Source organism: Halorubrum sp. Ib24 (assembly GCF_002252745.1).
Taxonomy (GTDB): domain Archaea; phylum Halobacteriota; class Halobacteria; order Halobacteriales; family Haloferacaceae; genus Halorubrum.
In genome coordinates, this window is record NZ_NHOX01000024.1 from 118204 (window position 1) to 139503 (window position 21300).

19 protein-coding genes and 1 tRNA gene are annotated in these 21300 nt (G+C 61.7%); 9 read left to right on the forward strand and 11 right to left on the reverse strand.

Annotated features, from left to right (window positions below):
• Positions 1-25: 25 nt before the first annotated feature.
• Together DJ82_RS06000 and thrS are read right to left on the reverse strand one after the other, a co-directional pair.
• Positions 26-1186 carry an alanine--glyoxylate aminotransferase family protein gene (locus DJ82_RS06000; RefSeq protein ID WP_094522792.1) on the reverse strand — a complete coding sequence of 387 codons (1161 nt, stop codon included), beginning with the start codon at positions 1184-1186 and terminating at the stop codon, positions 26-28.
• A 97-nt stretch (positions 1187-1283) separates the two neighbouring features.
• The gene (thrS, locus tag DJ82_RS06005) at positions 1284-3260 is read right to left on the reverse strand and encodes a threonine--tRNA ligase (protein WP_198948020.1); all 1977 of its coding nucleotides are present in this window, start codon (positions 3258-3260) and stop codon (positions 1284-1286) included.
• A 123-nt stretch (positions 3261-3383) separates the two neighbouring features.
• Between thrS and DJ82_RS06010 the strand changes: the two genes are divergently transcribed.
• Positions 3384-4364 carry a PLP-dependent cysteine synthase family protein gene (locus DJ82_RS06010; RefSeq protein WP_094581300.1) on the forward strand — a complete coding sequence of 327 codons (981 nt, stop codon included), beginning with the start codon at positions 3384-3386 and terminating at the stop codon, positions 4362-4364.
• A 19-nt stretch (positions 4365-4383) separates the two neighbouring features.
• Here DJ82_RS06010 and DJ82_RS06015 read toward each other — a convergent pair whose 3' ends face one another.
• Together DJ82_RS06015 and DJ82_RS06020 are read right to left on the reverse strand one after the other, a co-directional pair.
• The gene (locus DJ82_RS06015) at positions 4384-4806 is read right to left on the reverse strand and encodes a CoA-binding protein (protein WP_094522786.1); all 423 of its coding nucleotides are present in this window, start codon (positions 4804-4806) and stop codon (positions 4384-4386) included.
• Between the two features lie 158 nt (positions 4807-4964).
• On the reverse strand, positions 4965-5567 hold the full coding sequence (locus DJ82_RS06020; RefSeq protein WP_094522784.1) for a recombinase RecA: 603 nt from the start codon (positions 5565-5567) through the stop codon (positions 4965-4967).
• Positions 5568-5776: 209 nt separating this feature from the next.
• On the opposite strand from DJ82_RS06020, the gene DJ82_RS06025 reads away from it, so the two are divergent.
• Together DJ82_RS06025 and DJ82_RS06030 are read left to right on the forward strand one after the other, a co-directional pair.
• A tRNA-Arg gene (locus tag DJ82_RS06025) sits at positions 5777-5851 on the forward strand.
• A gap of 350 nt (positions 5852-6201) precedes the next feature.
• The gene (locus DJ82_RS06030; protein WP_094557248.1) at positions 6202-7218 is read left to right on the forward strand and encodes an NAD-dependent epimerase/dehydratase family protein; all 1017 of its coding nucleotides are present in this window, start codon (positions 6202-6204) and stop codon (positions 7216-7218) included.
• Between the two features lie 134 nt (positions 7219-7352).
• Here the strand turns inward: DJ82_RS06030 and DJ82_RS06035 are convergent, their stop codons facing one another.
• Positions 7353-7775, reverse strand: coding sequence for an ester cyclase (locus DJ82_RS06035; protein ID WP_094522726.1), 423 nt, complete (start codon positions 7773-7775; stop codon positions 7353-7355).
• Positions 7776-7865: 90 nt separating this feature from the next.
• Between DJ82_RS06035 and DJ82_RS06040 the strand changes: the two genes are divergently transcribed.
• Positions 7866-8777: a winged helix-turn-helix domain-containing protein gene (locus DJ82_RS06040; RefSeq protein ID WP_198948021.1), complete on the forward strand. Its 912-nt coding sequence runs from the start codon at positions 7866-7868 to the stop codon at positions 8775-8777.
• 161 nt (positions 8778-8938) lie between these two features.
• On the opposite strand, the gene DJ82_RS06045 is transcribed toward DJ82_RS06040, so the two are convergent.
• Entirely contained in the window at positions 8939-9745 is an 807-nt protein-coding gene (locus DJ82_RS06045) for a winged helix-turn-helix domain-containing protein (protein ID WP_158217281.1), read from the reverse strand.
• Between the two features lie 135 nt (positions 9746-9880).
• On the opposite strand from DJ82_RS06045, the gene DJ82_RS06050 reads away from it, so the two are divergent.
• Positions 9881-11275, forward strand: a complete 1395-nt coding sequence (locus DJ82_RS06050) for an FAD-binding oxidoreductase (protein WP_094581301.1) — start codon at positions 9881-9883, stop codon at positions 11273-11275.
• A gap of 204 nt (positions 11276-11479) precedes the next feature.
• On the opposite strand, the gene DJ82_RS06055 is transcribed toward DJ82_RS06050, so the two are convergent.
• Positions 11480-11902 (reverse strand): ester cyclase, encoded by a 423-nt coding sequence (locus DJ82_RS06055; protein WP_094525841.1) that lies wholly within the window; start codon positions 11900-11902, stop codon positions 11480-11482.
• Between the two features lie 236 nt (positions 11903-12138).
• Between DJ82_RS06055 and DJ82_RS06060 the strand changes: the two genes are divergently transcribed.
• Complete coding sequence (locus DJ82_RS06060) at positions 12139-12936, forward strand: winged helix-turn-helix domain-containing protein (protein WP_094581307.1); 798 nt, start codon at positions 12139-12141, stop codon at positions 12934-12936.
• A gap of 728 nt (positions 12937-13664) precedes the next feature.
• Here the strand turns inward: DJ82_RS06060 and DJ82_RS06070 are convergent.
• The 4 genes from DJ82_RS06070 to DJ82_RS06085 all read right to left on the reverse strand — a co-directional run bounded on the left by DJ82_RS06070 (position 13665) and on the right by DJ82_RS06085 (position 16604).
• Positions 13665-14162 carry a hypothetical protein gene (locus DJ82_RS06070; RefSeq protein WP_094525845.1) on the reverse strand — a complete coding sequence of 166 codons (498 nt, stop codon included), beginning with the start codon at positions 14160-14162 and terminating at the stop codon, positions 13665-13667.
• Positions 14163-14167: 5 nt separating this feature from the next.
• Positions 14168-14935, reverse strand: coding sequence for a methyltransferase domain-containing protein (locus DJ82_RS06075; RefSeq protein WP_094581302.1), 768 nt, complete (start codon positions 14933-14935; stop codon positions 14168-14170).
• A gap of 13 nt (positions 14936-14948) precedes the next feature.
• Positions 14949-15554, reverse strand: a complete 606-nt coding sequence (locus tag DJ82_RS06080; RefSeq protein ID WP_094581308.1) for an OsmC family protein — start codon at positions 15552-15554, stop codon at positions 14949-14951.
• A 237-nt stretch (positions 15555-15791) separates the two neighbouring features.
• Positions 15792-16604 carry a winged helix-turn-helix domain-containing protein gene (locus tag DJ82_RS06085; RefSeq protein WP_094581303.1) on the reverse strand — a complete coding sequence of 271 codons (813 nt, stop codon included), beginning with the start codon at positions 16602-16604 and terminating at the stop codon, positions 15792-15794.
• Between the two features lie 360 nt (positions 16605-16964).
• On the opposite strand from DJ82_RS06085, the gene DJ82_RS15475 reads away from it, so the two are divergent.
• From DJ82_RS15475 to DJ82_RS06100, 3 genes are all read left to right on the forward strand, one after another.
• Positions 16965-17090 carry a hypothetical protein gene (locus tag DJ82_RS15475; RefSeq protein ID WP_254921573.1) on the forward strand — a complete coding sequence of 42 codons (126 nt, stop codon included), beginning with the start codon at positions 16965-16967 and terminating at the stop codon, positions 17088-17090.
• Between the two features lie 1683 nt (positions 17091-18773).
• Complete coding sequence (locus tag DJ82_RS06095; RefSeq protein ID WP_094581304.1) at positions 18774-19958, forward strand: sodium:calcium antiporter; 1185 nt, start codon at positions 18774-18776, stop codon at positions 19956-19958.
• Between the two features lie 126 nt (positions 19959-20084).
• A partial coding sequence (locus DJ82_RS06100; RefSeq protein WP_094581305.1) for an ABC transporter substrate-binding protein occupies positions 20085-21300 on the forward strand: 1216 nt, incomplete at its 3' end.

Sequence of the window (21300 nt, forward strand, 5' to 3'; positions counted from 1 at the left end):
GCGGGTGCGGCGCGCTCCCGACCGCTCAGAACCCCTGCTCGGCCAGCGCGTCCGCCAGCGCCGCCAGCACGTACTCGACGTTCTTCCGGCGAGCGGAGTGACCCATACAGCCGATCCGCCAGATGTCGCCTTCGAGGTCGCCGAGCCCGGAGGCGATCTCGAGGTCGTACTCCGCGAGGAGGCGGTCGATGACGACGCCGTCGTCGACGCCGTCCGGGACGCGCACGGCGTTCAGGCTCGGCAGCCAGTACTCCTCGGCGGCGTTCATCTCAAGTCCGAGGTCCCGCAGGCCGGCCTTCAGCTCGCCGGCGACGTCGCGGTGGCGGGCCCACCGTTCCTCGATCCCCTCCTCGGCGACGAGTCGGAGCGCCTCGCGGAGCGCGTACACGTTCGTGATCGGCGCGGTGTGGTGGTACGCGCGGTCCTCCCCCCAGTACCCCTCCAGCAGCGAGAGGTCGAGGTACCACGAGCGGGCCGGCTCGTCGCGCGAGAGCACCTTCTCCATCGCCCGGTCGTTCAGGGTGAGCGGGCTCGCGCCGGGCGGACAGGAGAGGCACTTCTGCGGGCCGGAGTAGGCGGCGTCGACGTCCCACTCGTCGACGCGCATCTCGACGCCACCGAGCGAGGTGACGCAGTCCGCGATCACGTACGCGTCGTGGGCGTGCGCGATATCGGTCAGCGCGGGCACGTCCGGCTGGCGGACGCCGGTCGACGTCTCGGCGTGGACGAAGCCGAAGACGTCCGGCTGGTGCTCGTCGAACGCGCGCTCCACGTCGACCGGATCAAGGGGCTCGCCCCACGGCGCGTCGACCTCGACGACGTCGCCGCCCGCGCGCTCGGCCATCGACCGCATCCGCCCGCCGAAGTAGCCGTTCGTGGGCACCAGCATCGTGTCGCCCGGCTCGACGAGGTTCCCGATCGCGGCCTCCATCGACGCCGACCCCGTCCCCGAGACCGGGATCGTCCACTTGTTGTCGGTCCGGAAGGTGTACCGGAGCAGTTCCTGGACCTCGTCCATGATCTCGACGAACGAGGGGTCGAGGTGACCGACGAGCGGCGTGCTCATCGCCTTCAGCACCCGCGGGTGAACGTCGCTCGGACCCGGCCCCATCAGCGTGCGATCGGGCGGCGTCAGCTCCCCGACGTCGGGCGGCCGTTCGTCGACCGTCGGAACCTGATTCGACATACGCGACAAACGAAGCGGAGATGATAAAAACGCGACGGAACGCGCAACGGGATCCCCAACCGAACCGCACCGGCTCGGGGGTCGCGCGCGGCCCGCGTCAGTCGTCGCCGACGAAGTCCGGCTCGGTCCGCTTCTCGTCGCGCTCCGCGACGAGGTGGTCGACGAAGGCGTCGAGTTCGACGTCGCCGCGCTGGTTCTCGAAGCGGTCGCGCACGGAGACGGTCCCGGACTCCTCCTCGTCGTCGCCGACGATGACCATGTACGGGAGCCGGTCGTCGTGGCCCGCCCGGATCTTGCGGCCGACGGTCCAGTCGCGGTCCTCGACCTCGACGCGGAAGCCGGCGTCTTCGAGCTCGTTTTTCACGCGGTGCGCGTAGCCGAGCGTCCCGTCGGAGACGGGGAGGATGCGGACCTGTTCGGGCGCGAGCCACAGCGGGAAGTCGCCGTCGAAGTGCTCGACGAGCACCATGAAGAAGCGCTCGTAGCTCCCGTACAGCGCGCGGTGGATCATCACCGGCTGGTGGTCCTCGTTGTCCTCGCCGGTGTAGGTCAGGTCGAACCGGTCGGGCATGTTGAAGTCGAGCTGGACGGTGGGGCCGTCCCAGACGCGGCCGAGGGCGTCCTCGAAGCCGAAGTCGATCTTCGGGCCGTAGAAGGCGCCGTCGCCCGGCTCGACGTCGTAGTCGTAGCCGCCGGACTCGAGCACGTCGCGGAGCTGCTCCTCGGCCGACTCCCAGATCTCGTCGCCGCCGACGGACTTGTCTGGGCGGGTCGCCAGCGCGACCTCGACGTCCAGGTCCAGCGTCTCCACGACCTCGAAGATCATCTCGATGACGGACTCGATCTCCTGGCGGATCTGGTCCGGACGGACGAACAGGTGCCCGTCGTCGATGGTGAACGACCAGACGCGCGAGAGCCCGGAGAGCTCGCCGCGCTGCTCCTTCCGGTACACCTTCCCGTTCTCGAAGTAGCGCTGCGGGAGGTCGCGGTACGACCACGACTGCTGGTCGAAGATGGTCGCGTGGCCCGGGCAGTTCATCGGCTTGAGCCCGTACTCCTCGTCGTTGACGTCGAGGAGGAACATGTCGTCCTTGTAGTTCTCGTAGTGTCCGGACTGCTTCCACAGCTCCGTCCGGAACACGTGGGGGGTCTCGACCTCCTCGTAGCCGTTCTCGCGGTTGAGCTCGTTGGCGAAGTTCGAGAGCTCGCGGAGCACGGTCTTCCCCGGCGGGTGATACAGCGGGAGCCCCGGCCCGGTCACCGTCGGGATCGAGAAGAGGTTCATCTCCTGACCGATCTTCCGGTGGTCGCGCTCTAACGCCTCCTCGCGCAGTTCCAGGTGCTCCTCGAGGTCGGACTCGGACGCGAACGCGGTCCCGTACACGCGGGTGAGCGTGTCGTTCTCCTCGTCGCCGCGCCAGTAGGCGGCGGAGACCTCCAGTAAGGCCGCCGCGCCGATCTCGCCGGTCGACTCCACGTGCGGGCCCTGACAGAGGTCCTGCCAGTCGTCCTGCACGTAGAAGGTGACCTCCTCGTCGTCGGCTTCCTCCTCCAAGATCTGTCGCTTGTACTCGTTGTCGGCGTAGATCTCCGTAGCCTCCTCGCGGGACCGGACCTCGCGTTCGATGTCGTAGTCGGCCTCGATGATCGCCTCCATCTCGTCCTCGATGGCGTCGAGGTCGTCCTCGTCGAGGTCGACGTCGGTCACGTCGTAGTAGAACCCGTCGTCGGTCGGGGGGCCGATGGTGAGCGTCGCCTCGGGGTGGAGCCGCTGAAGGGCCTGCGCGAAGACGTGGGCGGCGGAGTGGCGAAGCACGGTGAGGTACTCGTCGGACTGGTCGGTGACGATCTCGATCCGCGCGCCGTCGTGGACCTCGGCGTGCTTCTCGACGAGTTCGCCGTCGATCTTCCCCGCCACGGTGTCGCGACCGAGCCCGGGGCCGATCTCGAAGGCGACGTCCTCGACTGTCGCCCCCGCCGGAACGTCCAGCTCTGATCCGTCCGGAAGGACGACCGTCACGTCGGCCTGCGCATCGGTCTCGCTCATACCTCTTCGGAACCGGACGAGGGGCATAAGTTTGTTCGATCCCCGGCACGCCGCCACTCACCGGCACGGCGTCACTCACCGGACCGGCGTCGCACCCTGATCGACGCGCTCATGGAAACACGCAAAAGGGGCGGCAACGATCTCGGGAACATGACGACCCATCGGGAGCCCCTGTCGTCGGTGTTGGAGACGATCGGGGAGACGCCGCTCGTCCGGGTGCACGACTCGCCGGACGCGGTGCCGGTGTACGCGAAGCTGGAGTCGTTCAACCCCGGCGCGAGCGTCAAAGACCGGATCGGGAAGCACATGCTCGAACGCATGCTCGAGCGCGGCGACGTCGGGGAGGGCGGCACCGTCGTCGAGCCGACCGCCGGCAACACCGGGATCGGGCTGGCGGTCGCGGCGAAACAGCTCGGGCTGAACGCGGTGTTCGTCGTCCCCGAGCGGTTCTCCGTCGAGAAACAGCAGCTCATGCGCGCGCTCGGCGCGGAGGTCGTCAACACCCCGAGCGAGGACGGGATGGGGTTCGCGATAGATCGCGCACACGCCATCGCGGAGGAGCTCGACGACGCGGTCGTCCCCCAGCAGTTCTCGAACCCGCTCAACGCCGAGGCCCACTACGAGACGACCGCCCCCGAGATCGACGAGGCGCTGGACGGCGAGGTGGGCGCCGTCGTCGCCGGCTGCGGCACGGGCGGGACGCTGATGGGAATGGCCCGCTACTTCCGCGAGCGCGACCCCGGCACGCACGTCGTCGCGGTCGAGCCCGCCGGCTCCGCGTACCGCGAGTTCCTCGGCGAGGAGGTCGAGCACGAGGAGTACAAGACCGAGGGGATCGGCACCCACGACATCGACCGCAACGAGCTTTTCGACCCGGACGTCGTCGACGACATCGTCACCGTCCCCGACCGCGAGGTCCACGAGGAGATGGGCCGACTCGCGGCCGAAGAGGGACAGCTCGTCGCCTCCTCCGCCGCGGCGAACGCCATCGCGGCCAAGCGGGTCGCCCGCGACATCCGCGACGGCGCGATCGACGCGCCCCACGACACGGTGGCCACCGTCTTCTGCGACTCCTCCGAGCGCTACCTCTCGAAGGGCGTGTACCGCTCGTTCGAGGAGTGGGAGGGCTAGTCGCGACTCGGGCCGGGCCCTATCCGCGGAGGCGGCCGTGTTCGATCTTCATACAGCGGTCCTGTACCACGGTTATCCCGTCGGCCTCCGCGGCCGCGGCCGCCTCGTCGTGGGTGATCCCGAGCTGGAGCCAAGCCGCGCCCGCGTCGCCGCGCGCCGCGTGTCGCTCGCGCACCGCGTCGAGGATCTCGGGCACTTCCTCGCTCGGGCGGAACACGTTCACGATGTCTATCTCGGCGTCGACGTCCGCGAGCTCGTCGTGCGCCGGCTCACCGAGGACCTCGTCGGCGAACGGGTTCACCGGAACGATTCGATAGCCGTGCCGCTGGAGGTACGCCGGCACGTCGTGAGCCGCCTTGCCGGTGGTCGTGGAACAGCCGACGACGGCGATCGTGTCGGCGTCGAGCAGTCGGTCGAGTCCCTCGTCGTCGGTGACGGGCATAGCTTAGCGTTCGCAGCGGCGGCGATTAAATCCATCACTCGAACTCGATGGCCGGCGGAGCGATCGAGGCCACAGCGATCGAGGCCGCAGCGATCGAGCCCGGCCCGGCCGGAGTCGGGGAGGTCGAAACGAGAAGAAGAGGTATCGAACCGGCTGATTCAGGCCAGCCGAATCTCGGGCTCGCCGTCCTCGGAGAGCGTGATGACGCCGTCGAAGAGCTGTTTGAGGGTGTTCATCGCCTGGTCGTCGTGGGAGGTCGAGTCGATGCTGAACAGCCCGAGTCCGTTCACGCTCTGGATGCGCCCGGTGAACACGTGAAGGAACCGAAACACCGTCTGGAGGTCCGAGTACATCAGCAGCGTCGACAGCGAGTGGACCATCACGCGGTTCTCTTCGATGCCGCGGTCGCCGAACGCCTGCAGGAACTCCGAGAGCTTGATCCCGATTCCCGTCATATCCACCGGCGAGGAGGCGTACTTGATCCGATCCGACTCGCGGGCGTCGCTGACGCCTTGTTGGCGCGTGACGCAGTCGACGACGGCGACCGGCTTTCCCCCGTAGGGCGTCCGCTTCTCGTATTCTTTCAGGACGCGGTCGGCGCCGTCCTTCGTGGTCACGACGATCGCGCCGTCGCCGCGGTCGGTCCCGGCGGCCAACACGTCCATCATCATGGACCGCTTGCCGGTCAGCGGCGGGCCGGTGAGGAGGAGGTTCGTCCCGGGGTCGACCTCCTCGTCGAAGTGCGGCCTCAGATCATACATGGGCGCACCTCGACGACGGGAGCGAACCGGGCCACTCATTCGGCTGGCAGGCCGGACGACCAAGACACATCTACTAAGAGATACATACCCAGTCCCGATAATATTCTTTTTGATCGCTCGCGGTCACGAACCCGAGAGCCGTCGATGACGACTATCCGACGCTTCCGAACCGCGGGACTTAAAACGTCTAACGAGATAGCAAACGGTACGGGCGCTTAGCTCAGTCTGGATAGAGTGCTTGGCTTCGGACCAAGCTGTCGCGGGTTCAAATCCTGCAGCGCCCATATTTTTGAGGATGTAATCGCCTGACCGCGGCGGGTTATGTTCCTATCGAACACAGCGCCGGTGCTTTCGTTCGATGTGTGAACGATCGAGTGAACGTCACGGGAGTTCGCGTACAGCCAAACTGGTGGTAGATGAGAAAATCAATCGCCGACTGATGTCACGGTCGCTGCTCCGGTAGGAATCCCGGGACAGAGGCCATCTATAGTCTGTCAAATATCTCATGCTGAATATAGAGGATTTGTACAGCAAGGGGTTAATTAGAAGTGAGGTATGAAATAGCTGAACCTACATGGCGGAAAAGAGTGATCCACCCAAACATATATGAAGATTCATTATATAAATTTACTTTATGAGATACTTTGTCACTGGTGGTACCGGGTTCATTGGTACTCATCTCGTGGAGATCCTCGTGAACGATGGGCATGAAGTAGTTGTGCTTACCCGTGACCTCACTAAGGCTGAACATCTACCAGAACCCGTTGAAATAATTGAGGGTGACATTACAGATAAAGAGAGTATGCGCGACGCCATGGATGGCGTCGATGGAGTGTTCCATCTGGCTGCTTGGTTCCAAGTCGGGCCTGGGCCATGGAATGCTGAGAAGGCCGAACGCATCAACGTCGATGGGACCCGTAATGTTCTCGAATTGATGGACGAGCTGGACGTGCCAAAGGGCGTCTACGTGAGCACCGTCGGAGTCTACGGTAATACGGGCGGCGAATACGTCACTGAATCATACCGATCTCCAAATACCTTTAGATCGGTGTATCAGCGAACGAAATGGCAGGCACACTACGAGGTCGCGGAGCCGATGATTGACGATGGACTTCCACTGGTAATAGTCTCACTCGGAGCGATTTTTGGACCAGGCGACAAGGATTACGGTGGCACTCCACGGACTGGCTTTACTGGCTACCTCAAACAAGAACTCCCGATGATCCCGAATGATTTCGTCCTCCCGTTCGACTACGTTGAGGACACAGCCGCAAACATCAAACGGGCAATGGACGAGGGCGAGCTAGGGGAAGAATACATCATTGCGAGCGAACCGCGTAACTTCGTCGATGTCTTTGATCTCGCGGAACGACTTACAGGGATTCCGGCTCCGCGGGCGGTGCCCGGGACGGTCTTTCAGTTGATGAGTTACGGGGTGGCAGGACTGGAGTCCTTCACTCGTCCACCGGAAGGGTTTGAAAGCGAGCTACTCGGCTTTTTCGCTACTGGTGGAGTGCTCGTCGATAACTCGAAGGCCAAACGCGAACTCGGAATCGACCATCGGCCTTTCGAAGAATCACTGCAGCGATACCTCGAATGGGAGATCGAACAACAGGGCCTAGAGCCGAAGATCACGGAAGAAATTGCCTAAAAACCACGAGTAGGGGTTTTATGATATCTACCTCGATGTCCGATTTTGAAATGATCGGACTTCCGACCTCAGCTAGCTAAACAGGTCTATTTACACTCAGTCCTCTCCAACTCGAAAACGAGTAAGAATCGATCTCACCTATCTGTAAGACCAAGCTGCTCGATCACCTCGTGGAAATCGTAGTAGAGGCGATCTTCTTGCACTTTGCCGTTCGTGATCAGGATCTTTGCCATCCCACTGATCTCGATGGTGCGCTCGGTCGGGGAAATCCCATTATATTCCCCTTCGTGTGTGGCCGTCACCGTCCATTCCTTCACCACCACCCCGTCGTTAGCGAGCACATTGTCCATCGTGACGTGCCAATCGGGGAATCCCGCTCGAAGCTCTCGGAGGTACGCTTCGAAGGCGTCGCGTCCGTGAATCTCACCACCAGATAGCGACGGAAGATGGACATCGACCGATTCGGCGACGACGTCTAGGTTTGAGAAGTCCCCGTTCCACAGCTCGGTATACTCGTGCATGAGCGATTCGTGATCGATGGTGTCGGGTTGGGACATTCGTTAGCACCCCAATGTCTCATTTGTCATGTGATGTCATAACATTATTTTGTGAGAATACTTGGGTTCCCTGCAAATGTTTGCAGTCTGTTGAACGATCATCGACTGTTCACGTGGGAGCCAATCACCTCACAGGCGTTCGTTCTCGGGAATACCTTTAGATACGGTACGGGCGTACTCCACCACACGCTAACAGATACCATGGATTCCGCGCGGAACGTGCTTCAGTTCTTCACGAATTCGGCACACAGTGTGCCGGTCTTCGAGGCGCTTGACGACGGCGTTACAACGGGTAGTGCCCTCGCCGACCGAACGGGTGCCTCCCGGGCGACCGTGGCCCGGATTCTTGACGAGGGCGAATCACGGGGCTGGATTGACTCCGAGGGAAGCCGCTACGAACTGACGACTAAGGGAACGATCACGCTTGAAGCGGTTCGTGACTCTCTGCAGACAATCGAGGGTATCGAGCATCTCGGGGAGGCGATAACGTGGTTACCAGCACCGACACGCGACCTCGATTATCGATTATTCCGTGAAGCCGAGATTATCACCGGACGCCCAGCCAATCCGACCGAGCCATTCGATTTCGTCTCTGATCGAATCCGTACGGCGGACCGGATACGAACGCTCGCGTGGACCGGCGTGCCTCGGTTGACAGAACTGATTAACGAGCAAGCCATCGCGGGACAGCTGGAGTGTGAAGCCGTCATGAAGGCCAGTTTTTTCGATACCCTCGTTGGGAGGCCGGAAGTGGTGCCACACTGGCGTGCGCCAGCGGAGCGGGATGAAGTGTGGAGATACGAGGGGGACGTCCCGATCAGTCTGCACATTATCGATGGAACCGTGATAATCTGGTTGGATGAACAACGCGGAGATGAACTGGTGGTCCAAGGGGCGTTGGTCACCGAGAGCCGTACCGTTCTCTCGTGGGCAGAGTCGTTGTACGAGGAATACCGAGCGGGAGCGGAGCTGGTCGATCCGGCGACGTTACCCGAGACATGACCCTGCGTTGGCGCGTTCTACTCCGAGTCAGAGATATATCGGTGGAACGGGCGCTATCCGTGTGGCACGACCAGAACCGACCGATCCGATTACCGTCAAAACACCGTGTCGAAGAGGTTGTGCATTCATCACAGGGAATCGTCTGGTGGGCTCGTCGGCGCTCAGGCGAACGCCGTAGCATCGAGTCGTTCGGCATCTTCCCGGTGCTCGGAGATCAGCTCTTGGGCCCACGACCGGACTACCGAGTTCGTGCTCTCGATCCCCTCCACGGCTTCTGGCTGCCGATCGAGAATAAGCACGGTATTGTCGATAACGAGGAGATTGCACGGGATTCGACCCGTATAACAGTACAAATTGGCTCCCGCCTCAACGTACGTCTGCCAGCGGGATACGCGGTCTGCGTCCTCCCGGAGAACGGCGAGCTCCCCGTCGGTGATGACGTGGGTCGTCGTCAGGCGTCCGTCAAGGACTCCGTTAACCATGGCGTCTTCGAACCCTACCGACGGGAGCGTATTCACGAGACACGCGAATTCAGTCGCTTCCCGCATCAGCTTGGTCGCAAACGTGGTCGGAGCGTTCATCGCGTTCGGCTCGGGACGCCTGACGGTCGCCTCCGCGAAATGGCGGAGCCCGATCGCTAGCCCGTCCGGAAGCCAAGCTACTGCGTCACCGAGCGTTCGGATAGCCCGTATCGCTCCGACGAAGTTCTTACTCTCAGCCGCGACGCGGTCACCGATCGGTGTCGCCCCGTAGTTCCCGTCGGGAGTACGGACGACCCAGCCTCGCTCCTCGAATTCGTTGACGGTCCGATCGAGCGTCGTCCGGGGGATGCCCGTCGCGTCTTCTAACTCGCGGCGCGTACAGGGCCTCGCTGCGAGTGCGGCGAGGATTGTGACTCTACTCTTCGACCGCGAGAGATAGGCGATGTCCTCTAATGCCCCCTCGGGAAACGTGTCTGGGTCGGTCATATTCGCTAATTCCGTGTGAATTGACATCAATATACAATATGTTAAAGATACTCATGCCGTGGGCATTCGCCCAGAGAGTAATGGAAAGTTCCGCTTCGTTCTATGTAGGGCTGGACAGCGGACAGGAGGGAATCCATGGTGACAGCAAACCTCGAAGAAACGACCGTGGAATCGTTCAGCGACCAATTGCACGGGGACGTGCTCCGACCCGGCGATGCGGGATACGACGACGCCCGGACGGTGTGGAACGCGATGATCGACAAGGAACCGGCACTCATCGCCCGGTGTACGGGAAGTGCCGACGTGATCGCCGCGGCGAACTTCGCTCGGGACCTAGACCTGCCTTTGGCGGTCAAAGGCGGCGGACACAACGTCGCGGGCGACGCTGTTTGCGATAACGGCCTAGTGATCGATCTCTCACCGATGAACGCCGTTCGGGTCGATCCCGAAGCACAGATCGCGCGGGTCCAAGCAGGAGCGACGATGGCCGACCTCGATCACGAGACGCAGGCGTTCGGTCTGGCTACCACGGGCGGGATCGTCTCTCCGACGGGAGTGGCCGGTCTCACGCTCGGCGGTGGGCTCGGGCGACTCGATCGGAAATTCGGCCTCGCTATTGACAACCTCTTATCGGCAGACGTCGTCACCGCCGAGGGCGATCTCGTCCATGCCAGCGAGAGCGAGAATCCGGACCTGTTCTGGGGGCTCCGCGGTGGCGGCGGAAACTTCGGTGTCGTCACGTCGTTCGAGTTCCAACTACACGAAGTCGGGCCAGACGTACTGACCGGGCGTGTCATCCATCCCGTTGAGGCCGCCCCGGACGTCCTGCGCTTTTACCGCGATTTCATGACCGACGCCCCTGACGCCGTGCAGTGTTACGCGGCCTTCACGCAAGTACCACCGCTCCCGGAGTTCCCGGAGCCGCTCCACGGACAGACCGTTCTCGTGTTGATACCGTTCTACGCGGGCGACATCGAGAATGGGAGAGCGGCGCTCCAACCACTCCGAGAGGTTGGAGATCCGATCGCGGACACCGTACAGCCCCAGCCGTATACGGTTTCTCAACGGAGTTCCGACGATATCTATCAGGAGGGCCATCGGAACTACTGGAAGTCACATAACCTGGAAGGGCTCTCCGATGAGGCCATCGAGACGATGGTTGAACACGCTACGCCGATCCCATCACCGTTTACGACGGTTTTTCTGGAGTGGATGGAGGGAGCAATCAGCCGTATCGACCCTGACGCTACCGCCTTCCCGCACCGGGACGCCGCTCTATCCTTTACCGTAGCACCGAAGTGGACCGACCCCGAGCGCGACGACGAACTTATCGGGTGGGCCCAGTCGTTTCACGAGGCGATGGCTCCGCACGCGACCGACAGCGTGTATGCGAACTACCTCAGTCGTGATGAGAGTGAGCGAGTCAGGGCCGCTTACGGCGAGAACTACGACCGCTTGGTTGAGGTCAAAAACGAGTGGGACCCCGAAAACGTGTTCCGAATGAATCAGAATATTGAGCCAACCGGCTGAACGTTCATCTGCTGCAGACGTGCTATAGAGGGTGTTTCGGTACAGATGGAGTCTACTCGTTTGCGTTTCGAGGATGTCTCAATCGTTTCGATTCCATATTAAACTCGCGCCGCTACGCGAGTGATGCGTTTTACTGATCTACTGGGACTGTCCCCCAATTCAAAAAGAAACGTGCCCGAAACGGTTCCTCAATCTCACGCTAACTCACTCGGATAGTCCAAGCTGTTCAAACACCTCCTGCTGATCGAAGTAGATTCGGTACTCCTGTATGCGACCGTCTGCGACGCGACAGTTGGCCATTTCCCGAATCTTGACCTCGCGTCCCGTCGGGGGGATCCCCTCGAATTCTCCCTCGTGGGTCATTGTGAGTTCCGCTTCGTACATCACCTGATTCTCGCCGGCCAACAGATCAAGGATCGTCACGTGAAAGTCGGGGAAACCCGCTGTGACCCCGCGCATGAATGCCTCCAGCTCGTCCCGGCCATGGATGACCCCTTCCGGAGCCGTCGGATTGCGCACGACGACCGATTCGGAAACGAGTTCCGGTATCGCCGGGTAGTCCTGTTCGTTCCACGCTTCCACGTATCCGGTCACAAGTCGTTCGGACTCCATGGTGGCTTGTGTCATAGTTTGACCTCAACGGCGATTGTGACCGGCGTTGCTAAGCCTTACTCCGTAGGAATCCTCTCATGGTCTGAGATCGGATATCTGATTTCTATCTCCCGGTCGTCTTCGAAGCCAGCCGTGTACAATTACGCTGACTCTCTCACCGGACAATTCGGGCGATAAGGAACCGACATTCGCCGTTGATACCTCACGTATCCCACGATGGTTTTTTGTCAATGATTGTGTTAGAGTTTAGCATGGAGAGTGCACTGGAAGACATCCAATTCTTGGCTAACTCAGAGAATCGGATTCTCGTCCTGAGTGCGCTCACTCAAGAGCCTGCCTCCCGGCGTCAGTTACAACAGGACACAGGTGTTCCACGGTCGTCAGTAGCCCGAGTCCTCAATGAAGCGGAAACACGGAAATGGGTTGGCTCGGAGGGCAGTAAATACTGGATCACTCCGAGGGGAAAGGCGATGATCACCGAAATTCGACGGTCAATCGCGGCTACGGAAGGCGTCAAGCATCTTGGGACGGCGATTAACTGGCTCCCCGAACCGGTCTACGATCTTGATTTTTCCTATTTCAACGACGCACGGATCACGTTGCCGACGCAAGCGAATCCGACTGCCGCGTTCGATCGAGGGTTGGATCGAATCAGCGACGCAAACACGTACCGAGGTCTGACTCAGAACTCCCTTCCCCAGTATATGCAAGTGATCCGCGATCAAGTAGAAGCGGGAAGCCTCGAATTTGAAGGTGTTATTGAAGAGCGGTTCATCGAAATCATTCGGAACGACCCGGAACGGGCCGAGACTTGGTCGGCAGTAGCAGACCAGATGTGGGTCTTCGAAGGTCACGTACCAATGAACATGCATCTGGTTGACGACACTGCAATGATCTGGTTATGCGAAGAAAATGAAGAAGGGAATGACGTCGTGCCGAAGGGGCTTCTGGAAACGGAGAATCCTCACGTAGTTTCTTGGGCGGAGTCGTTCTATGAGGAGTACTTGGACGCTGCGAGACCACTTTCCTTCGAACGGTTGGAGACCTAGCGACCTCTGATTCCCAATTTAACGGGTGGCCGAGACGCGCCCCAAATTCAACACAACTCCAGAAATCCATTTGTTTCCTGCCAATTAGGCGCTTCTCAGCCCCTCGAATTCGAGCGCCTCACGCCGGAGAGGTCGATTCGTTCGACAGTCGAACCGGAGCCTGCAGCGCCCATGATTTGAGGCGAAATAATCGCCAGACAGCGCGGCGATTATCGGTCGAACGGTCTAGACCTTGCTTTCGTTCGATGGGCGATTGGGCGAGTGGATGTCACCGGGATTCGCGTACAGCCAAACTGGCCACATTTAAAAAAATTAATCGCCGATTGACGAGTGGCCGTAGTTTTGCTTGTGAGCACAGAAACTAGACGGTAGATGTGGTTTCACACCCACTCGTGTTCTTCCCACCTTTCGTAATAGACGGTTCACAAGTAGATTGTGGCCACGTTTCCCGTGGGACGAGGTTCTGATGACACAGGTTCTTACGAACGCATCAGAAGTCTATGAGGTGTCACAGTTCATTGTCATTGATACTTCCCCGCCTGCCGTTCTCCGAACGGATGGTTTCGATCGCTCGGATACCCCAGTGGACTGTTACACCGATGCCGACGACGGCGAGTAGATGAACGATCACCCGAAACAGGTACTCCCCAAGGGTCAACCCCTGACCAGTGTGCAGTACGACGCCCGATATTAAACTCATAAATGAAGGCAGGACTCGGTGAAATCAGCTACGTAGTCTGAACTCCTCGGTACGACAGTACGACCCCGACGATGAAGATAATCGTCGCCAGGTAGATCGGTCCGAGATGCGTCACCCAATCGTGAGCGAACGCATCTCCCGTCCAATGCATCGGTAACGCGAGCGCCAGGCCGACGACGGCACTGACGATCGCCGTCGCCCACGCCCACGTGCGCCCCTGGCGCACGCCGTACCACGAGAGGCCCGCGACGGCGATGCCCGTTGAGATGATGAACGCAGCGGTGGCCACGTGGAGGTGACTGATGTAGTACGCCACCGTCGGATCGAGATCGGCGGCCGTCATCCCGGCCAGCGTACTGACTCCGAGTTCAAATCCACTCCCCACAAAGTTCAGCACGAGAAACACGACACCGTAGCCGACGAACGCGATTCCGGCGAGAGCCATCAGCGCCGCCCCCTTCCGGACCTGCGACTCGAACTGGACCTGTTCTCCCTGTTCGTCTGTGACTGATTTTTCTGTCGCCATACTGATCACTTCATTGCCCCGACCGTGACGCTCTTGACACCGTACTTCTCGCACGCGTTGGCCGCCCGATCAGAGAGGAATTCGTACTGTGTGTTCTCTCGGATCTCCGTCACTGAGAAGCCAGCAGCTTCGATGAACGTCGTGTAGCTGTCGATCTGTTCGGCACCACCGATACAGGCAGCCCACAGGTCCGCGTCGGACTTGATGCTCTCGGGCATCTGTTGTTCGCTGATGATGTCGGACAGAGCCAGCTGCCCACCCGGTTTGAGCACCCGGTTCGCCTCCTCGAAGACCGTTCTCTTCTCGGCGGAAAGGTTGATTACGCCGTTCGAGACCACCGCGTCGAACGATGCGTCCTCGAACGGGAGGTCCTCGATATACCCTTCGCGGAAGGTGACGTTGTGGAAGCCGTTGTCCACTGCGAGGTCGTTGGCCTTCTCGACTTGCTCTGTGGTCATATCGATGCCCGTTACTGCACCCGTCTCAGTTGCGTGTAGCCCGGCGACGAAGGCGTCCATCCCCGAGCCACTGCCGAGGTCAAGCACGTCCGCACCTGATTCAAGCGCTGCCAAGTCGAAGTAGTAGCCGACACCCGCGAACGAGTCGATCGCCGCGTCCGGAACGTAGTCAAGGTCGTCGGGGTCGTACACGAGGCGGACGGCGAGATCGCGCCCCGTCTCGAAGTGGAACTCGGCGTCGGCGGACTTCGCGACATCCTGATATATCGACTTGACCTCGCGTTCGAGTTTGTCCGTGTCGAGTGATTCGCTCATTGGTTGTCACCGGTTAGTCGTCTCCGGCCACCTCGGCGGGCGAAGCGACGGCCATTTCGACGTCCTGAGCGAGCGAGACGAGCGTGTAGACGGGTGCCCGCCGTGCCCACTCGTCGATCTGGTCTTGATCAAGGTCCTCGCCGTCTATTTCAATTTCGGCGGTTAGGTTCTCGAACGCCGAGTCGGCCTCTTTGAGTTCCTTGAGGCTGAACAGCACCGCTGGATCGAAATCGGTCCGGACACGCGTCTGGAGGTGGTCGATGTCCACGTCATTGGCGGCGGCGTTGATCGTGATGCCGACGTTGATACAGGCGGCCAGCGCCGACAGCGCCGCTTCAATTGGCTCCATCCGGTCGGTCGCTCCGATCCATCCTCCCGCCTCCAACACTTCTTTCCAGCCCCCGTAGGGAATCGTGTATTCGCGCGTATCACGAGCGACCGTCTCTCCCCCGAGCTCGTAGCTATCGATCTTTGCCAAGCTGTGGGCGGCCGTCCCCTCGTAGGTTGCTGACGCTTCGAGGCCGAGCTGGACAGCTTCGGGGTCGTCAGCTGCGTGTTCGGCGAACCCTTCGAGTGTTTCGAGGTCGATGCCGTGCGAGGTGTGCTGGTCGTCGGTCATGTGGGTCACCTCCCTGCCAGCGACGATACGACGGCAAAGATACTGTAGTTAATTTGTGATAGTTCGCCAGGAACTGCTGGCCTGGCAGTCGCTGCAAAATCATCACCCTCTGCGACCCGAGGACGGTCGGGACCGAACGCCTCCCCGGTCAACTCTAGGACGAACCCTTGGAACGAGCCGAGATTACAGCAGCCTACGTACGGATCAGTTTCAGTAATGAAATCGGTAATCTCCATTCTATGGGGGTTCGACTGGCTGAGCCTCTGACGCGTACGTGTCGCACACCGACTGTGCCCACTCACGGATAGCCGCTACGTCGGTGTCGATCAACACGTGGACCGTCCCACTGTCCTGTTCGTAACAGCTGATGGCGGCACGCTCATCGAGAAGACCAGTTCCACATGGAGGGAGGGAATCGTGCTCCAGAACGGTGAAATTGTCCTGTTGCATCATTTCTACGCTTCGCTCCGGGTACGTCGAAAGAAAGTACGTATGACTCTCCGGTCGAGCCACCAAGACCACGTCAACCCCCTCATCGATCAGTTGAACGAGAACCTCAAAGCACGGCTCCATCAAAGCAATTTCAGGGCGAACTAATCGAAGATCGTTCGTCTCTTTGAGAAGCGACTCGAATCGGTCGATCGGGCGGTACGGTGAATCGGGTTCGGCAACAGTGATGGTCATCGCGTCCCACGTCTCGATGGGAAAATCGCTGACCTCCTCAGGAAGCCAGTGCCAGACGTCACGCAATTTTCGTTCTGTTTCGACCTGTTCGATCAGGTCCTGCATTGCTGAAGCTATCGCTTCACCGAGCCGGGTCGCTGTATACTGGTAGCCGTCTTTGCGGATCCAGACCCGGTCTTCGAACTCATCCAGTGTCCGCCGTATCGTGGAGGAGGAGACACCGGCCAACTCACAGAGTTCAGAGCGACTCCGGGGACGCTCTGTCAGCGCGACGAGTGTCGGAACGCGGTGTTCGGACCGCGCTAGATACGCGATGTCACTAATTGGTGACTCCGCATTTTGATGTGGTATGCTATCGTGACCCATAAATCAAGTACGTATACGAGCCTGAAAACGATTTACCCCACCTACACAACGATCGATAATAGAGTAGCCGAGTCATTTGCTGTGTTTGTCGAGGCAGCTAATTCGGGTGACTCTGCGCTATGTATCTCTCATCTGGTCACAGGACAGCATGTTAAGTGTCAAATTCTGTCCACATAAACTCTCCAATTCGGCCGCCTCACGTCTGAAAGGTCGATTCGTTCGGCGGTCGAACCGGAGCCTGCAGCGCCCATGTATCTCTGCACCGCGAACACTCGGGTAGCAAGGCGTTTTTCGGCCGATTTAGCCTCCGTTTGGCACCGGCACAACCGTTATGAGTGGCGGAGATGAATCAAATCCCGCATGCGAACCTCGACGATCGTCATCGTAGTGGGCGTGGTCGTGTTCGCTCTCCCGCTTCCGGGAACGTTCATCCTCGGCGGGATACTCGTGCTCGCGGGTGTCGTCGCGCGCTTGCTGGGCGCGTGAGAGCCACGGGAGAATTGAACGCAATTCGTCCGGCTCGCCCTTCTCTTCCTCTCTGCGAGGACCCGTGACTCCCGGAGTCGCGCGTCTCGGGTGAGCCGGCGTGTCAGTTCACGGTTCGCGAGCACGATCCCTGAGCCGCCGGGACCCGACCGCTTTTACTTGCGTCACTCTCGGCCGTGCGAGTTCGAAACGAGCACCGTTGAAACCCGCAAAACCCGAGGGGAGTGACGGGCGACCGAGGGCATACGTATTACGAGATCGACACGGTCATGCGAGCCGGATGCGGTGCGAGGCGTCCGTCCCGACGGACGGTGAACTCAGTATCCGCCTCCGTCATCGAAACAGCGACCGCATTTCGTGGCGGTCGCCACGAGGCTGTCGGTGGACACTCGACGAAGGTGCTCGTCTGCGACGTTGTACGTGACGCCACACGGAGTTTCGACGGCCGATGCGCCGGGCGTCCGTTTGTGGACTGTGTTCGTTACCTCGTTTAGGATACGATCCATGTCATCAATACACATGCAAGAGGAATAACTCGTTGACTTGGTGGATCAGGGCTCATGACCCCGTCTAACTACTGCTCGGACTAGAACGGCTCCGCGCCCGACGGCCGGCACGGGCCTGCGACTCCCGGGGCGGCGCGATCGATCCGTGCCACCGAGCGATACATTCAGACGAATGAGTCGTCTCCGACGTAACGGCCCGACATTCAGCCGATATTTCGTCACCCCGGGGACGACACCGTCAGTGCTACCGAAGCCCGGGATTCGATCTCTCTCGGCCGAGCTACCGGTTTAATATACTACTATAAGATTTTATGTATTCGACTCCAATCAAAGTAGCGCTCCGTTCACGACTGGAGACAAGAGGTCGGTCCGCGGAGCGTCGCCAACAAAGTTCGTCAGAAACTGACAACGTCCGATAGCGTCTCCCTCGATGAGTTCGCGATTCGCCTCGACAGGCGGAGATATCGGCCGTACGCCGCCGTGGACCCCGGACTGACCGATTCGTCACACGTAGAGCTTGACTTGACGGGATCGAGACCGCCTGGAGCTCGTTCGCGACGATTCACGACGAACACGACGCAGACGGCGCGACCTCGGGCGTCGACGGCGCGGCGTCCCCTCGTCGGTGGCGCGACATCTTCCCGTCGAATACACGACGTTCCCTCGTCGACGGCGTGATACTGTACGTCGGCGAAGCGGTTCCACATCGGCGGTCCTCTGCGAAACCGGTCGTCTGTTTTGGGGACGAACGACGCGGAAATCGGCAGACAGATAGAAGTATGTGTTAAAATATATTACGACGGAAATGCCATATTTCTATAATAATAAGGCTCCTGAACAGAAACCGCCGATGAGCGGTTCGATCCGGTCGCTTTCAGATGGGCGTCGTTCGTCTGAACGACACTCCGGGACCGATTCGCGAATCTATCCGATCCGTCGCATCGGTTCGGACGCTTCGGCAAGCGGCGACCGTCGACCCCCCCTGCAGTGGGACGCGCGCCCGACGAGTCGGGTTGGACCCGATCTCGGAGGCGTCCGTTTTCGAGCGAAGGACTGCCGGATTGGCGGCCAGCACTCACCTCCGACGGCCGCTGAGCGGAATCGCATGTACAGTCGTTCAACGGAATTCGATACATGACTCCGTATTTTCATATCGGATCCCGACGTGTCGACGGCCATGAACGTCTCTCGGCTGATCGTCGCCTCGCTCGTCGTCGCGGTGCTCTTGGCGGTCCCGGTCGCTCCCGCGGCCGCACAGGAGGGGGGCGAAGCGGCGGAGGAGTCGGGTGAAGGCGGTATCGAGGGACAGATCGAGGGCTTCGTCGAGGAGCTCGGACCGGCGGGCGCCGTGGCCGCGCTCCTCGTGGGTGCCGTTGTACTGACCTTCTGTGTCGAGAAGCTGATAAGCTATCTCACTCGGGCCGCCCTGGGATTGCGAGTGTCGCTGTTCACCCTCGCGATCGTCTTCACCGGGATCGAGTTCGACGACACGGTCCTCGCGCTCGTGTTGTCCGCGGGCGATCTCGAGGGGGCTGCGCTCGGAACGGCGCTCGGCACGGGACTGGCGATCGTCGGCGTCACGCTGGCGCTCGCCGCGATCGTCAGGCCGTTCCCGGTCGACCTCCCGACGGACTACGTCGTCCTCTTCGCGCTGGGCCCGATACTACTGATCCCGTTCGTGCTCGCGGGGACCCTGACGACCGTCCACGGGCTGGCGCTTCTCGGCTTCTTCGTCCTGGCGTTCGGGTACATCGTCCTCCGCGAGCGCCAGCGCGACACGCCGGTGTTTCGCAACACCGACCTCGGCGAGTCGCTCCGGGCCGACGGTGGGGTCACCGCGCCGGGGTCCCTCTCGGAGATCCCGGAAGATCGGCTCGTCGGCGGTCGGTCCGCGTCCGGGTGGCCGTGGATGGCGCTCGCCGTCCTCGCGCTGGCCGGGATCGTGTTCGCGTCGATGCTGCTCGAGGCCGGTTCGGAGGTCGTCGTGGAGGGGTTCGGCCTCGAACAGACCGTCTTCGGCGCCACCGTGCTGACGGCGATCCTGACGTTCGAGGACGTCATGCTCACGATCGAGCCGGTGCGGCGGGGCGTCCCGGAGATCGGCGTGGGGAACGTCATCGGGAGCGTCCTCTTCTCGGTGACCGGCAACGTCGGCGTCATCATGCTGCTCAGCGACATCGAGATCTCTCGGTCGGTCCTGACGTTCCACCTCCCGTCGGTGATCCTCGTCACGACGCTGGCGGCGTACTTCCTCTACTCGGGAGAGCTGAAGCGCTGGCACGGGGTCGTCCTCGGCGGACTCTACGCCGTGTACTGGGTGGTCGCGATCCTCGTCTTCGGCGGCGTTCCGATCGGCGGGTGACCGGCGGCGTTCCGATCGGCGGGTGATCGGTGGGAATTCGATCGGTTCGACCCGCCCCCGAAGACGTGGGCGCCCGCCGGTCGCCGAGGCGAGCATTTTTATCTCGCTTCGACACATACGTGAACGATGGACACGGTTGAACACTGGGTGCTTGACGGCGACGACCGCGCGCTCGTCGAGCGGCTCGCGGCGGGGCTCGGCCGCGACGCGGCGCGCGTGCTGGCGTACCTCCTCCTGCGCCGCGACCACGACCGGATCGAGCGGGCGCGGGCGACGTCGATGGCGATCCGCATCGGGACGGGGCTAGGGGAGAAGGCCGTCGGCGACGCCGTCTCGAAGCTCGAAGCGCGGGACTTAGTCGAGCGAGCGACCGTCGAGTCGTCCGGCGGGGGACGGCCGCCGAACGCGTGGCGACCCGTCAGCGACCGACGAGAGACCGTCGACCGCGTGTACCGCGCCCACTCGGCGGCCCTCCTCGAGCGCGGGACCGCGGTCGCGGGCGTCGAACCGGGACCGACGGAGGGTTCCGACCCCTTGGTCGGACCGGACGACGACTCGGCGATCGAACGCGACCGCGGGGTCGTCGTCGCGCTCAACTGGCGCCCGAACGCGCTCCACCTCCCGCTGTACGCCGCCCTCGGCGAGGGGGCGTACGAGCGACGGGGGCTCGACACGAGGGTCACCGCCCACCGCGGCTCGCACCGAGCGCTCGAAGCGGTGCTCGACGGGGACGCCGACGTCGCGCTCGTCGGGGCCGGATCGGTCGTCCGGGCGCTGGCCGCGGACCGCCCGGTCGTGCCCCTGGCCGTGGTCCACCAGCGGACCGCGACGGTGCTGTACACGGTCCGCGACCGCTTCGGCGAGCCGTTCGAGAGCGTTGACCAACTGCGCGGACGGCGGATCCTCACGACCGCGGGCTCGGAGACGTGTCTGCTCGCGAGGCTGTTCCTCTCGCAGGCCGACCTGCTCCGCGACGTCGAACTCGTCGACGCCGACGGCGAGGAGCGCGGCGGGCTGATCGCGGGCGACGCCGACGTGGCGACGGGGTCGTTCGCCGACCCGCTCGAACTGGAAGCGGACGACCGGACGGTCGACGTCCTCTCGATCGGCGACCACTTCCCGATATACGGGCTCACGCTCGTCGGTCCGGCGGCCCCGCTCCGGCGGACCGACGACCCCTGGCGACAGTTCCTCGCGGGGACCGCGGCGGGCTGGGCGGCCGCGCGGACCGACCCCGGCCCGGCGGCCGCGGCCGTGGCCGCGGAGACGGACGACTCCGCGAGCGCCGTGAGCGAGCGCTTCGCGCGCGGGGTCGAGTCGTTCGGGACCGGCGACGCGGTGG